Origin of the sequence: Micromonospora sp. NPDC050276 (assembly GCF_044459545.1) — a bacterium.
Taxonomy (GTDB): domain Bacteria; phylum Actinomycetota; class Actinomycetes; order Mycobacteriales; family Micromonosporaceae; genus Micromonospora.
In genome coordinates, this window is the sequence record NZ_JBITJA010000005.1 from 121,470 (window position 1) to 135,600 (window position 14,131).

General features: G+C 72.2%; 15 protein-coding genes. All 15 read right to left on the reverse strand.

Annotation, left to right across the window (positions count from 1 at the left end):
• Positions 1–16 precede the first annotated feature (16 nt).
• Positions 17–961, reverse strand: coding sequence for an RluA family pseudouridine synthase (locus tag ACIBF8_RS11950; RefSeq protein ID WP_091407730.1), 945 nt, complete (start codon positions 959–961; stop codon positions 17–19).
• Positions 958–1,572, reverse strand: a complete 615-nt coding sequence (gene lspA / locus ACIBF8_RS11955) for a signal peptidase II (RefSeq protein ID WP_396782645.1) — start codon at positions 1,570–1,572, stop codon at positions 958–960. The genes ACIBF8_RS11950 and lspA overlap by 4 nt, the downstream gene beginning before the upstream one ends.
• A gap of 64 nt (positions 1,573–1,636) precedes the next feature.
• Entirely contained in the window at positions 1,637–2,056 is a 420-nt protein-coding gene (locus ACIBF8_RS11960) for a TraR/DksA C4-type zinc finger protein (RefSeq protein WP_110564072.1), read from the reverse strand.
• Positions 2,057–2,281: 225 nt separating this feature from the next.
• Positions 2,282–3,781, reverse strand: a complete 1,500-nt coding sequence (locus ACIBF8_RS11965; protein ID WP_396782646.1) for a potassium/proton antiporter — start codon at positions 3,779–3,781, stop codon at positions 2,282–2,284.
• 45 nt (positions 3,782–3,826) lie between these two features.
• Positions 3,827–4,132, reverse strand: coding sequence for a DUF167 domain-containing protein (locus tag ACIBF8_RS11970; RefSeq protein ID WP_396782648.1), 306 nt, complete (start codon positions 4,130–4,132; stop codon positions 3,827–3,829).
• Between the two features lie 11 nt (positions 4,133–4,143).
• Positions 4,144–4,908 carry a hypothetical protein gene (locus ACIBF8_RS11975; RefSeq protein WP_396782649.1) on the reverse strand — a complete coding sequence of 255 codons (765 nt, stop codon included), beginning with the start codon at positions 4,906–4,908 and terminating at the stop codon, positions 4,144–4,146.
• A gap of 80 nt (positions 4,909–4,988) precedes the next feature.
• A complete protein-coding gene (locus ACIBF8_RS11980) occupies positions 4,989–5,798 on the reverse strand; it encodes a DivIVA domain-containing protein (RefSeq protein WP_036411965.1) in 810 nt (269 codons plus the stop codon).
• 44 nt (positions 5,799–5,842) lie between these two features.
• Positions 5,843–6,148 carry a YggT family protein gene (locus ACIBF8_RS11985; RefSeq protein ID WP_366608769.1) on the reverse strand — a complete coding sequence of 102 codons (306 nt, stop codon included), beginning with the start codon at positions 6,146–6,148 and terminating at the stop codon, positions 5,843–5,845.
• A gap of 30 nt (positions 6,149–6,178) precedes the next feature.
• The gene (locus tag ACIBF8_RS11990; RefSeq protein WP_396782650.1) at positions 6,179–6,871 is read right to left on the reverse strand and encodes a cell division protein SepF; all 693 of its coding nucleotides are present in this window, start codon (positions 6,869–6,871) and stop codon (positions 6,179–6,181) included.
• Positions 6,872–7,062: 191 nt separating this feature from the next.
• Positions 7,063–7,806: a YggS family pyridoxal phosphate-dependent enzyme gene (locus ACIBF8_RS11995; RefSeq protein WP_396782651.1), complete on the reverse strand. Its 744-nt coding sequence runs from the start codon at positions 7,804–7,806 to the stop codon at positions 7,063–7,065.
• A gap of 9 nt (positions 7,807–7,815) precedes the next feature.
• Entirely contained in the window at positions 7,816–8,931 is a 1,116-nt protein-coding gene (ftsZ, locus tag ACIBF8_RS12000) for a cell division protein FtsZ (RefSeq protein WP_396782652.1), read from the reverse strand.
• Positions 8,932–9,108: 177 nt separating this feature from the next.
• The gene (locus ACIBF8_RS12005) at positions 9,109–9,927 is read right to left on the reverse strand and encodes a cell division protein FtsQ/DivIB (protein ID WP_396782653.1); all 819 of its coding nucleotides are present in this window, start codon (positions 9,925–9,927) and stop codon (positions 9,109–9,111) included.
• Positions 9,924–11,489 carry a UDP-N-acetylmuramate--L-alanine ligase gene (gene murC, locus ACIBF8_RS12010; protein WP_396782654.1) on the reverse strand — a complete coding sequence of 522 codons (1,566 nt, stop codon included), beginning with the start codon at positions 11,487–11,489 and terminating at the stop codon, positions 9,924–9,926. The genes ACIBF8_RS12005 and murC overlap by 4 nt, the downstream gene beginning before the upstream one ends.
• Complete coding sequence (gene murG, locus ACIBF8_RS12015) at positions 11,486–12,592, reverse strand: undecaprenyldiphospho-muramoylpentapeptide beta-N-acetylglucosaminyltransferase (protein ID WP_396782655.1); 1,107 nt, start codon at positions 12,590–12,592, stop codon at positions 11,486–11,488. The genes murC and murG overlap by 4 nt, the downstream gene beginning before the upstream one ends.
• Positions 12,592–14,037: an FtsW/RodA/SpoVE family cell cycle protein gene (locus ACIBF8_RS12020; RefSeq protein ID WP_396783099.1), complete on the reverse strand. Its 1,446-nt coding sequence runs from the start codon at positions 14,035–14,037 to the stop codon at positions 12,592–12,594. The genes murG and ACIBF8_RS12020 overlap by 1 nt, the downstream gene beginning before the upstream one ends.
• Between the last annotated feature and the right edge of the window lie 94 nt (positions 14,038–14,131).

Here is a 14,131-nt window from a genome sequence, read left to right on the forward strand (position 1 = left end):
GTCGGGTGGTCGCCGCTCAGTCACGCAGGATCTGGAGCGCACGGTCCAGGTCGTCAGGGTAGTCGCTGACGAACCGGACCTCGTCCCCCGTTCGGGGGTGCAAAAAGCTCAGTTCGCGGGCGTGCAGCCACTGTCGGGCCAGGCCGAGACGGGCCGAGAGGGTGGGATCGGCGCCGTAGGTGAGGTCACCCACACAGGGGTGCCGCAGGGTGGAGAAGTGCACCCGGATCTGGTGGGTCCGGCCGGTCTCCAGCCGGACGTCGACCAGGCTGGCCGCCGGGAACGCCTCCAGGGTGTCGTAGTGGGTGATGCTCGGCTTGCCGCCGGAGACCACCGCCCACCGGTAGTCGTGGGTCGGGTGCCGGTCGATCGGCGCGTCGACGGTGCCGCGCAGCGGGTCCAGGTGGCCCTGCACCACCGCGTGGTAGCCCTTGTCCACCTCGCGGTACTTGAAGGCCCGCTTCAACGCCGTGTACGCCTGTTCGCTCTTGGCCACCACCATGATCCCAGTGGTGCCCACGTCGAGCCGGTGCACCACGCCCTGCCGCTCGGCGGCGCCACTGGTGGAGATGCGGTGCCCGATCGCGGCGAGCGCTCCGATCACGGTCGGGCCGGTCCACCCCGGGCTGGGGTGCGCCGCGACCCCCACCGGCTTGTCGACCACGACGATGTCGTCGTCGGCGTAGACCACCCGCAGGCCGGGCACCGCCTGCGGCACCACGGTCGGCGGTGCGACCGGGGCAGGCAGCGTGACGTCCAGCCAGGAGCCGGCCTTGACCTTGTGCGAGTTGGGCCGGGCGGAGCCGTCGACCAGCGCGTCTCCGGCGTCGACCAGGGCTGCGGCGGCGGTACGGGAGAGCCCGAACAGGCGGGACACCGCCTGGTCCAGGCGCATGCCGTCGAGGCCGTCCGGCACCGGGAGGGAACGGTGGTCGCCGCCAGCGGCGAACGCGGAGGTCATGCCCGCTCCCGCTGCTCGGCGCTCGGCGCGGCGTCCGTCGCGGCCGGGTCGCTGTCGCGCCCCGCCCGCCGGCCGTCACGTTGGCGGCCGGTCAGCTCCAACAGGACGGCCAACAGCACGCCACAGACCAGCGAACTGTCGGCCAGGTTGAACACCGGCCAGACCTGACCGTACGGGTCGAAGAGGCTGATCATGTCGACCACGTGACCGTGGAAGGGGGCCGGGGCCCGGAAGATCCGGTCGACGAGGTTGCCCAGGGCGCCACCCAGTACCAGGCCGAGGGAGATCGCCCAGGGCAGTGAGCGCAGGCGCAGGGCCATCCAGACGATCCAGCCGACCACACCGATGGTGATCAGCGGGAAGACCCAGGTGTGGTCCGCCCCGATGCTCCAGGCCGCGCCGCTGTTGCGGGTCAGGCTCAGGTAGACGAAGCCGCCGAGCAGCCGGACCGGCTCCCGGCCGGTCAGCGCGGCCAGCGCGAGGTGCTTGGTGACCAGGTCGGCCAGCAGGGCCACCAGGGCGACTCCGGCGAGAATCGCGACGGCCCGGGGCCGGCGGGTGCCGCCGCCCGGGTCGGTGCGGCCGGGTTCGGCGGACGGTGCTGCGGTCATGCGCTCCCCATCGACAGTCTTGGCGGTGATCACTCACCGTCTCGTCGCCGCCGGGGAACGGACCTCAGCGCCGCTCCTCCAGCTGCTTGCACGTCACACACTGGGTGGCCGACGGGAAGGCGGCGAGGCGCTCAACCGGGATCGGGTTGCCGCACCGCTCGCACCAGCCGTAACCACCCTCGTCGAGGCGCTCCAGAGCGCGCTCCACCTGCGTGATCCGTTCCAGAATGCTGTTGGCGAGAGAGATCTCCTGCTCCCGCTCGAGCGTCTTGGTGCCCGTGTCGGCCTGGTCGTCCCCGGCCGAGTCGGTCAGCCGATCGCGCTGCAGCTCGGTGATCTCACTCAGCGTCTGATCGTACTCGGCACGAAGCTCGTCCCGCCGCGCCGCCAGCGCCGCCCGGATCTTCTCGGTCTCGGCGGTGCTGCGGGTGGCCTTGGGCGCCGGCTTGCGCCCGGCGGTCCTGGTGTCGGCTGGCTTCGCCATGGGTCGCTCCCTCGGCCGGGGTACCGCGCGGTCGCGGCGCCTGGTCAGGGGGCGCCGACCAAGGCGTCCCCTTATGTACGAAAAGGGGCGCACGGCGACGATGGCCGCGCACTCCGGAGGTTGGCAAGAATACGGAACGTACAGGCGTCCGACAACGTGCCGCACCGTCGCACCGTCTAACAGCCCCTAGCCCTGCCCAACTGGGGCAAAAGGAACGCTAGCAGATCAACCGACCACCTCATCTCCGTACTCACCAAACCATCGGGCCAGACGACCCCGCCGACTGACCGCCCGCAACCGCCGTTCCGCGGCGTCCCGCACCCCGGCGGTCGCCACGATCAGCAGACTGTCGCCGGTCTTCAACCGGGTGTCCGGTGCGGGCACGAAGCCCACGCCGTCGCGCAGCACCAGGGTCACCGACGCGCCCACCGGCAGCCGCAACTCGTCGACGTGCACGCCGGCCAGCCGCGAGCCCGGCGGCACCTCCACCTGGAGCAGGTCCGCCCGCATCCGCTCCAGCGGCGCGGTCTCCACATGGATCTCGGCGGCCTCGGCCGGCGCGGTCACCCGCAACCGGCGGGCGAACGGCCCCAGCGTCCCGGCCTGCACCAGCGTGAAGATCACCACCAGCACGAAGACCACGTCGAAGAGCCGCTCCGCGCCGGGCACCCGCTCGGAGAGCGGGATGGTGGCCAGCACGATCGGCACCGCCCCACGCAGCCCGGCCCAGGACAGGAACGCCTGCTCTCGAAGGCCGACCCGGAACGGCAACGCCGAGACGGCCACCGACAGCGGCCGGGCCAGGAGCACCAGAGCCAGCCCGGCGACCACCGCCGGTAGCACCGCGGCGTCCAGCCGGCCCGGCGAGGCCAGCAACCCGAGCAGCACGAACAACCCGATCTGGGCGAGCCAGGCCAGCCCGTCCGCGAAGCCGAGAATCGCCTGCCGGTGGGACAGGCGGGCATTGCCCAGCAGCACCCCGGCCACGTAGACGGCGAGGAACCCCGAGGCGTGCAGAACCGCCCCCGCGGCGTACGCCAGCACGGTGATGCCCACCGCGGCGATCGGGTAGAGACCGGCCGAGGGCAACGCCGCCCGGCGCAGCGCCCAGGTGCCGGCGACACCCGCGGCCGCGCCCACCGCCGCGCCGACGCCCAGCTCGTAGCAGACCAGCGCGACCTCGTACCACCACGGGTGCGACCAGCCCTGGTGCGACAGCAGCACCACCAACAGCACCACCGGGGCGTCGTTCATCCCCGACTCGGCCTCCAGTGTCGCCACCAGCCGAGGCGGCAACCGCAGCCGGCGCAGGGTGGCGAAGACGGCCGCCGCGTCGGTGGACGAGAGCACCGCACCGTAGAGCAGCGCCAACCGCCAGTCCAGCCCCAGCAGCAGGTGCACGGCGACGCCGACCACCACGATGCTGACGATCACGCCGACCGTGGAGAGCGCGGAGGCCAGCCCGAGCACCGGGCGCAGCGTGGTCCACCGGGCGGTGAGGCCACCCTCCGCGATGATCACGATCAGCGCGCAGAAGCCGAGAGTCCGGGTCAACTCGACGTCATCGAAACGGATGCCCAACCCGCCCTCGCCGATCGTCACACCCAACGCCAGGTAGACCAGAAGGCTGGGCACGCCGAGTCGGGTGGAGAGCCGCACCGCACCGACCGCGACCAGCAGCACGGCCGCACCGACCAGCAGCGCGATATCCAGCCCGGGCGTCACGGCTGCTCCAGCCCGGGCGTCACGGCTGCCTTGCCTGGGCTGTCCTCACCCGGCGGATCCGTCGCGCAGTCGGCGCAGCACCTCGGGCACCTCCGGGCCGGGCCGATCGACGAGGAAGAGCTTGTCCCGGCTGGCCGCGCCGGTACGCAGGGACACGGCGGCCGGTCGGACGCCCAACGCGCCGGCCAACGCCCGACGGGCCGCCTCGGTGGCCCGACCGTCGACGGCCGGGTCATGGACCGCGGTCACGAGGGCGGGCCCGTGCGGACCGTCGAAGCGCCCACCCACCCGGTCCCGGGAGGCACCGGGCTTCACCCGTACCGCCACGGTGAGCGTGTCCTGCGCGGGCATCGGGGCCCGCTTCAGATCGGCCGGGCGTCGGCAAGGAGAGCGGTCGCTGGCGCGCAGTGCGCACACGGCGTGAAGCCGAGTTCCACGGCCTCGGCGACCGGCAACGTCTCGGGCTGCCGGCCAATCAGGTGCGGGCAGCTGCCGAGGTGGTAGCGGGGGCGGCCGTCGACCACCTCGACGGCGTCGGACAGTCGGGCCACCCGGGCCGCCTCGGCGGCCGTGACCTGCTGCGCGGCCGGCTCGTCGTCGGCCGGGGCCACGCGGTCGACGACGTCGTCGGTCGACGCTGGGACCGGCGACGCCGGGCTGACGGGCCTGGCGCGAGCGGGCGCCTCATCGGCCGGTGTCCCGAACGGCGACCCCTCGTCGAGCGGCGGCTCGTCGTCGACGCGCGGCGGATCGAATGGCGACGCGTCGACGGGGGGCACCTGGTCGACCGGCGGCACGGGTGGTTGCCGCCACCCGGTGCCGCCGGCACCAACATTCGAGGGCACGTGCTGAACCGGCACCTCTGGCTCGACCAGTGGCGGCCCGTACGCGACACCCGGCGTGGCCTGGCTGGCCGTGCGAGGTGCGTCGGGATGCCGCCGGTCGGCCCGACCGGGATCCGCCATGGCGCGGTTGGCGGCTGCCTGGCGGGCGCCCACCACCAACGCCACGGCGGCCAGCAGACTGGCCGCGATGGAGATGACCAACAAGAAGCTGGAGCCACCGGCCAGGCCGAGCACCAGCAGCACCACCGCGACGAGGATGAGCAGGAGACTTGCGACTATCACGGCTCACCCCCGCCGCGTCGAACCATCCAGGCAGGGCCGGCGACCGTCACCATTGCCGGACAGCGATCGCCGGCCGGTGCTCAGCGTCCGGCTTCGAGGGCGCCGGAGCGCCCGCCGCCGCCGTACGAGCCCGCGAGACCCGCCGCGGCCAGCCCGTTGCCGCCAGCGACCCGGCCGGCTTCGGAGCGGGTCATCTCGGCTTCGAGGCCCTGGCCACGACCGTCGAGGTCACGCAGCTGGCTCTCCAGGTAGGCCTTGAGCCGGGTGCGGTACTCGCGCTCGAACTGCTTGAGCTCCTCGATGTGCTTCTGCAGCGCCGTGCGCTTGGCGTCCAGGCCGCCCATGGCCTCCTGGTGCCGCTGGCGGGCGTCCCGCTCGAGGGCGTCAGCCTTCGCGCGCGCCTCCCGGGTCACCTCCTCAGCCTTGCTGCGGGCCTCGGACAGCAGCTGGTCGGCCTCGCGGCGAGCGTCGGACACGTGGTCGTCGGCGGTGCGCTGGGCCATCATCAGCACGCGCAGGGCCTGCTGCTCACCGTCACCGGTGACGCCGCCGGCCGGGCCGCCGGTCGCGCGGACCTGCTCCAGCTCGGCCTGCATCGCGCGGGCAGCCTGCTCGGCCGCCGACTTGTCGCGCTGCACCCGGTCGAGCTGGGCCTTGACGTCGTTGAGCTCCGCCGCCAGTCGGGCGTCGCCGCCGGGGCCTGCGGGGGCACCGCCACGGCCGCCGCGCTCCACCTGGGCGCGCAGCTCGTTGTTCTCCTCGATGAGACGGGCGAGCTCGCGCTCGACCTCATCCAGGAAGGCGTCGACCTCCTCCTCGTCATACCCCCGCTTGCCGATCGGCGGCTTTTTGAAGGCGACGTTGTGGACGTCGGCCGGGGTCAGCGGCATCGAAACTCCTCGGGTCAGTTGCGGCCGCGAAAGCGCGTCGGTCATCAGGCAGATGCCCTGATCGACGGCCCTAACACGAACTCCATCAGCACGAACAGGATAACCAGGAGCACAAGGGAGGCCAGGTCGATGCTCACGGTACCAATTCGCAGCGGAGGGATCACACGCCTCAACGCGTTGAGAGGGGGATCAGTGACGCTCCACACGGATTCCAATCCTGCCGATGCTCCACGCCCCGGTTGCCAGCGACGGCCGTACTGCAGGACGGCGCTCAACACGAACCGGGACAGAAGAACGAGCAGGAAGACATAAAGGATCAAGTACAGCACTTGCAGTAAGATCGACAACACGGTCAGCGACGTCCCTCGGGTCGGGCGGGGTCAACTCAAACTGAAAAAGCCGCCCTCAGCGATCTTGGCCTTGTCCTCAGCGGTGACCTGGACGTTAGCCGGTGAGAGCAGGAACACCCGATTGGTCACGCGCTCGATCGTACCGCGCAGCCCGAACGCCAGTCCGGCCGCGAAGTCCACCAGACGGCGGGCGTCGGCCTCATCCATCTCGGTGAGATTGATGATCACCGGAACCCCGTCGCGGAAGTGCTCACCGATGGTGCGCGCCTCCCGGTACGTGGTGGGGTGCAGCGTGGTGATCTGGTAGCGCTGCTCCTCCTCGGGCAGGGCGCGCTCACGCGACGTGACCTGCGGCGCGAGGGCCAGGTTGTCCCGAGTGTGGTAGGTCAACGCGCCGGAGGTCTCGCCCGCCGACGACCGGGTGATCGACCGTACGCTGGAGCGCTCGATCCGCTCCGGACGCTCGCCGTCACCGCGCTCGGACTCGCTCAACCGCCCGCTCGCCCGCTCGGAGAGTCGACCCCGCCCACTGTCGCGCGGCCGGGGAGCCGGCGGCTCCTCGGTGTCGTCCTCATCCTCGTCGGCGAACTCCTCGGCGTACCGGCTCTGCCGGTACCGCGAGTCGCGGTAGCCACCCTTGTCGTAGCCACCGTCGTCGTAGCCCCGCTCGTCGTCTTCTTCGACCAGACCGAGCCAGACCCCCGCCTTGCGCAGTGCACCCATCCCGCGCCCTTCCGTCCGCCGTGCGGCACGCGCCCCCGTGCCGTGTCGCCCGTCGCGAGTGGACAACCATGCCCATCGGACCGGAACGGCAATCCCCCAGCGCGCGATTCGCGTCGCGCGCCACGACCCCCGACTAGGAGACGCCCGCCCCTGAAACAACACTGATGTAATTTGCTTGTCTCGCGGTCAGGCTACCGCAGCGTGGGACGCATTCCGAGCAACGCGCTACCGACTCGGACATGTGTCGCGCCGTAACGGATCGCGATTTCGAAATCTCCGCTCATCCCGGCGGACAAAGCGGTGGCTCCCGGATGGACGGCCCGAAACGCGTCGGCGACCTCCGCGAGTCGGGCGAAGGCCCGCTCCGGCTCCCACCCCAGCGGAGCGACCGCCATCAGGCCCACCAGGCGCAGCCCGGACGCGTCGGCCACCGCCTCGGCCACCGGGTCCAGCCCGGCGCCCGGATCCGCCGAGTCCGGCAGCGCTCCGCCCCGAGCCGCGTCGCCGTCGATGCTCACCTGGACCAGCACGTCGAGCGGCGCCGGCCGCTCGACCGTCGCGGTGGCCAACGCCCGAGCCAGCCGGACACTGTCGACGGAGTGCACCACGTCGGCGTAGCGGACCACCGAGCGGGCCTTGTTGCGCTGCAACTGGCCGATGAAGTGCCAGCGGGGACGCACCCCGGCCGCAGCCACCTCGGCGGCCTTGCCGGCCGCCTCCTGGTCGCGGTTCTCCCCCATGTCGGTCACCCCGAGCCCGGCCAACGCCAGCACGTCGCTGGCCGGGTAGGTCTTCGTCACCGCAATCATCGTGACCTCGGCGCGGTCCCGGCCGGCCTGCGCGCAGGCGTCATCGACCCGGGACCGGACCTGGGCCAGACCGGCGGCGAGTTCGGCGCGCCGATCCGGTCGTACCGTGGCTGAGCTGTCGGTCATCGGCGGTGCTCAGGACCCGTTCTTGAGAAAGTCGGGAACGTCCACGTCGTCGAAGAGCACGCGACGCGGCGACTGGGCCGGCGCCGGGTTGGTGGCCGGCGCCGGCACGGGAGTGCTCTGCGGCGCCGGCTGGTTGGTGTTGGTCTTACGGGACGGCTCGGCCGCCTTGTACGCCGGTGTGCCACCGTCGAAGCCCGCCGCGATGACCGTCACCCGCACCTCGTCACCGAGCGCGTCGTCGATGACCGCGCCGAAGATGATGTTGGCGTCCGGGTGGGCCGCGTCGGTGACCAGCTGGGCCGCATCGTTGATCTCGAACAGCCCCAGGTCGGAACCACCGGCGATGGAGAGCAGCACGCCGCGCGCGCCGTCCATGCTCTGCTCCAGCAGCGGGCTGGAGATGGCCGCCTCGGCCGCCTCGACCGCGCGGTTCTCGCCGCGGGCGCTGCCGATGCCCATCAACGCGCTGCCGGCGCCACTCATCACGCTCTTGACGTCGGCGAAGTCCAGGTTGATCAGACCCGGGGTGGTGATCAGGTCGGTGATGCCCTGCACACCCGAGAGCAGCACCTGGTCGGCCGTGCGGAACGCGTCCATCATGCTGATGTTGCGGTCACCCAGGGCCAGCAGCCGGTCGTTCGGAATCACGATCAGCGTGTCGCACTGGTTGCGGAGTTCGTCTATCCCCGACTCGGCCTGCACCTGGCGGCGCTTGCCCTCGAAGGAGAACGGCCGGGTCACCACGCCGATGGTCAGCGCGCCGAGCTTACGGGCGATGTTGGCCACCACGGGTGCGCCGCCGGTGCCGGTGCCGCCGCCCTCGCCGCAGGTCACGAAGACCATGTCGGCGCCCTTGAGCACCTCCTCGATCTCGTCGCGGTGGTCCTCGGCGGCGTTCTTGCCGACGTCCGGGTTGGCCCCGGCCCCCAGGCCACGGGTCAGCTCCCGACCGACGTCGAGCTTGACGTCGGCGTCACTCATCAACAGCGCCTGGGCATCAGTGTTGATCGCGATGAACTCGACGCCCTTGAGCCCAACCTCGATCATCCGGTTGACGGCGTTGACGCCGCCGCCCCCGATGCCGACGACCTTGATGACCGCCAGGTAGTTGTGCGGAGGTGTCATCTCCGGTCCTTTCCTTCGAGATTGGGGTAAACCCTCACCCTCTACTAGAGGCTTACAGTTATGTCAACCACTGATCCTCTTCGGGGCAACGTAAGCGCCACCGCCCACGGAGCCAAGGACCCGGACGGCGTGTCGCCGAGCGGAGCGCGACGGGTCACCTCCGCGCACGCTCACCGGTCAACGAAAGGTCACCACGTCCGGTGCACTCACGTCGATCCGATCGGTCTTCTCGTCCAGCAGCGCGGTGGCCACCCGGGCCTTGTCCGTACCCCGGGACGCGTCACCCCAGACCACCGTCCGGTCCCCCCGCAGCCGCAGGCTGATCCGGGCCAACCCCTCCACGTTCACGTCCAGCAACTCCGCACGCAGCTGTGGGGTCAGCGCCACGAGCACCTCCAGCGCGGCCCGGGTGCCCGGGTCGTCGGCGGCCGGCCGGCCCACCGTCACCTGCGGCAGCCCGGCGGGGCGCTGCTCCACCGTCCGGAACGCCACCCCGCTCCGGTCGATCACGGCGAACGCCTCCCCCTGCGGCACCACCGCCACCGGGGTCCGCTCGGTCACCCGCACCACCAGCGCGCCGGGCCAGTCCCGGGAGACCGTGGCCCGCTCCACCGCCGGCAGCGAGCCGACCCGACGAGCGGCGGCGGCCAGGTCCACCCGGGCCAGCGGCACCCCGTCCGGCACCCCCACCGCGTCGTGTACCTGCACCGGAGTGACCAGGCCGGCACCCTCCACCCGCACCTCCCGCACGCCGAACAGCCCGGTGCCGAGCACCACCCAGGCGATCAGCCCCGCCAGGGCGAGCACCCCGGCGGCCACCGCCCACGGCAGTGCCGCACGCATGCGACGCTGCCGGGCCCGGGCCATGAACCGGCGGGTCGAGGGCGGCACCGCGTCGCGGCCCGCCCGGACCAGCTGCCACCGCCGGGCCGGACCGCGGCGCGGCGCACCACCGTCGGCGGCGCTGGTGCGCCCTCGGGCCGGGCCGGGACTCATCCGGCCGTGGGCGCCGAGCCGCCGGGCACCGCGGTGCCACCGAGAGCCGCGCCATCGCCGCCGGACGTTGCCCCACCCGACACCGGATCACCGATCGCCGGGGCGGTGGCCACCGGGTCGACGGTCGCGGTCGGTGCGGAGCCGGCCGTCCGCTCACCCAGGGCGGCCAGCAGCTCGTCACCCATCAGCGAGATCGGCGGGGCGCCCATGGTGACCACCACGTCCCCCGAGCGGGCCCGTCGGGCCACCTCGACCGGGGCCTGCTCCCACGAGTCCACGAAGACCTTGCGATCGGCGGGCAGCGCCACCGCCGCGATCAGCGCCGCCGAGCCCTCCCCGGGTTGGCGCAGCTCGCCCGGCCCGAAGACCTCCAACAACACCACCTCGTCGGCGATGGCCAGCGCCGCGGCGATCTCCGCCTGGGAGTCGCGGGTGCGGTACAGCCGGTACGGCTGGAAGACGACGATGAGTCGCCCGTCCCCGGCCACCTCCCGCAGCGTCTGCATCGCCAACGTCATCGAGGTCGGGTGGTACGCGTACTCGTCGTAGACCAGCACGCCGTCCGCGACACCCTTGCGCTCGAAGCGCCGCCGCACGCCGGGGAAGACCGCCAGCGCGGCCTCGGCCGCCTCCAGCGGCAACTCCAGCAGGTACGCGGCCAGCACGGCGGAGGCGCTGTTGAGCCCCATGTGCCGACCCGGCACCGGCAGCCGGAACTCGCCCAGCGACCGGCCGTCGATCGCGGCCAGGTAGCGCACCCCACGCGCCGAGGAGACCATCTCGGTCAACCGCAGGTCGGCGTCGGCCGCCTCGCCGTAGGTGAACACCCGCCGCCCCTCGGCCCGCAGGCTCTCGGCCAGCCGCCGCCCGCCCGGGTCGTCGGCGCAGGTGATGATGAACCCGTCCGGGTCGGTAAGCCGGGCGAACTCCACGAACGCCGCCTCCAGCGTCGCGTAGTCGCCGTAGGTGTTCAGGTGGTCCGCCTCGACGTTGGTGATGATCGAGACGTACGGGCGGTAGATGAGGAACGAGCGGTCACTCTCGTCCGCCTCGACCACGAAGTGCTCGCCGGTGCCGTGATGGGCCCCCGAGCCGACCTCGGAGATCTCCCCGCCGATCACGAAGGACGGGTCCACACCGGCCTGCTGGAGCACCATGGTCACCATCGAGGTGGTGGTGGTCTTGCCGTGCGTGCCGGCGACGGCCACCGCCCGGCGGCCGGTCATCGCCGCCGCGAGCGCCTCCGAACGGTGCAGCACCCGCAGGCCGCGCCGCCGCGCCTCGACCAGCTCCAGGTGGTCCTGCGGAATGGCCGACGAGTAGACGACGGTGTCCACCCCGTCGAGGTTGGTCGCCTCGTGACTCATGTGGATCGTGCCGCCCAGCGCGCGCAGGCCGGCCAGCGACGGCCACTCGCGCAGCTCGCTGCCGGAGACCGCGATGCCCCGGGTCAGGAAGAGCCGGGCCAGGCCGCTCATCCCCACCCCACCCACCCCGATCAGGTGGATCGTGCCCAGGTCCTCGGCGGTGAGCGTGCCGGCCGGAGTGAACTGCGCGGTCATCGGGCCACCGCCGCCAGCACGAAGGAGCGCAGCGCCTCGTCGCCGTCGCGGCGGCCGTACGCCCCCGCGGCGGCACCCATCGTGTACAGCCGCTGTGGATCGCGGATCAGGGGGATGACGGTGCGCTCCAGCCAGTCCGGGGTGAGCTCCGCGTCGTCGACCAGCAGCCCGCCGCCGGCCTCCACCACGGGCAGCGCGTTCCGCCGCTGCTCCTGGTTGCTGTGCGGGTACGGCACGTAGATCGTCGGCAACCCGATCGCGGCCACCTCGGCGACGGTCATCGCCCCGCCCCGGGCCAGCATCAGGTCGGCGGCGGCGTAACCCAGCTCCATCTCGGACAGGTACGGCAGCGTCACGTACGGCACCGGCAGGTCGGTGGGGATCGGCACCGGCTCGTTGCGGGCGCCCATCACATGCAGCACCTGCACGCCGTTGCGGGCCAGCTCCTTGGCCGCGCCGGAGACCGCCAGATTGATCGAACGGGCGCCGGACGAGCCGCCGGACACGAACAGCACCGGCAGGTCCGGGCGAAGCCCGAAGTGGGCGCGGGCGGCGTTGCGCAGCGCGTACCGGTCCAGACCGGTGATGGCCCGGCGCAGCGGCACCCCGACCACGGTGGCGTCCCGCAGCGACTCGGCCTGGCTCGGCTGATTGGGGAAGCCGACGGCGATGTTCTTGGTGAACTTCATGCCCAGCCGGTTCGCCACGCCCGGCGGCACGTTCACCTCGTGGATCACCATGGGCAGCTCACGACGCCACGCGGCCAGGTAGGCCGGCACCGAGACGTACCCGCCGAAGCCGACGACCACGTCGGCGCGCACCTCGTCGATCACCTTGCCCGCGGCGCGCGCCGCGGTCCACATCCGGCCCGGGGTTCGGACCAGGTTCATGTTGACCGACCGCGGCAGCTGGTATGCCGGGATCTGCCGCAGGTCGTAGCCGTGCGGCGGAATCAGGTCGTTCTCCATGCCGCGTGGTGTGCCGAGGCAGGTGATCCGGACGCCCGGGTCGTGTCGGCGCAGGCAGTCGGCGAAGGCAAGCAGCGGGTAGACGTGCCCCCCGGTGCCACCTCCCGCGAGCACCACCGAACGCAGCGGACCCATCAGCGTCTCCTCTCGCTCGCCGTACCCCCACGGCTGCGGTCCTGTCGGACCCCGCGCGGCGCGGCCTGGTCGTCATGGCGCCGCTCGCGGGACCGGGGCACGGACCCTCGGCCAGCGGGCGGCGTCGCCGGTCGGCGACGCCGGCCGGGAAGCGGCGGCAACGGGGCCCAGAGTAGTCGGACCCACCGGGCCGGCGGACGGGCATGCAGTGCTCGTGCCGCATCGGGTTCGGCGCGGGCGAAGGACGCCAGCGTGCCGATGCCGGCCAACGTCACCACCAGGGCACTTCCGCCGTCGGAGATGAACGGCAGCGGCAGGCCGGTGATCGGCAGCAGCCCGACCACCCCACCGATGTTGATCACGGCCTGGCTGACCAGCCAGGTGGTCACGGCGGTGGCGGCGAGCCGACGGAATGGATCGTCGACCCGCCGGGCGATCCGGAACCCGGTGTACGCGAGGACCGCGAACAGGCTCAGGATGACGACGCAGCCGATCACGCCCAACTCCTCCGCGATGATCGCGAAGATGAAGTCGTTGTGCGCCTCGGGCAGCCAGTCCCACTTCAGGCTGCCCTTACCCAGCCCGACGCCGAACCAGCCGCCGTGCTCGATGGCCAGCCGCCCCTGGTAGAACTGGAGGCAGCCGTCGAGCTTGCAGGTCTCCGGGTCCGGCGGGTTGAAGAACATGGCCAGCCGGGCGAAGCGGTAGTTGTCCTCGCCCCGCTCGCCGGAGCCGGCGCCGAGCGAGGCCACCGCGACCAGCAGACCGATCCCGACCAGACCGGCCGCCGCCAGGGCGCCGAAGACCCGCATCCGCACCCCGGCGGCCCAGAGCAGGCCCACCACCAGAGCCAGCAGGCAGAGCATCGTGCCGGTGTCGTTGTAGCCGACCAGGACGAAGAGCAGACCCATCACCGGAAAGAGCGGGGTAGCCAACTCCCGCCACCAGCCCAGCGCGGCGCCTTTGCGGGCGATCAGGTGCGCGCCCCAGAGCACCAGCGCGAACTTGGCCAGCTCCGAGGGCTGCACCTGGATGCCGCCGATGAACAGCCAGTTCAGCCGAGCCTCGATCGGGCCGATCTGCCCGTATTTCTGGTTGGTCAGCCGGGCGTAGGCGACCAGCAGGTTGAGCACCACCAGCAGGACGACCGAGGTGAACAGCAGCGGCCGGCCCAACGACCGGTAGGTGCTGGCGGGCAGGCGCTGGCAGACCCAGAACGCCCCGATGCCGATCACCGCGAAGATGGCCTGCTTGGTCACCGACGCCGAGGCGTTGCCGTCCTCGGCGTAGTCCTTCACGCTGGTCGCCGAGAAGACCATGGTCAGCCCGATCAGCAGCAGCAGGCCGGCACTGGACAGCAGCAGGTAGTAGCTGGCCAGCGGCCGGTCCAGCAGGCCCCGCAGCGCGGCGAGCCCACCGGCCGCGTCGAACCCGCGCAACGGCACGGGTGCCGCCGGTTCCACCTGACGCGGGGACGCGGCCGCTTCCGGCCCCCGCGCGTCGTCAGCCGACGCGATCACCTCCGCGGTACGCGCCGCC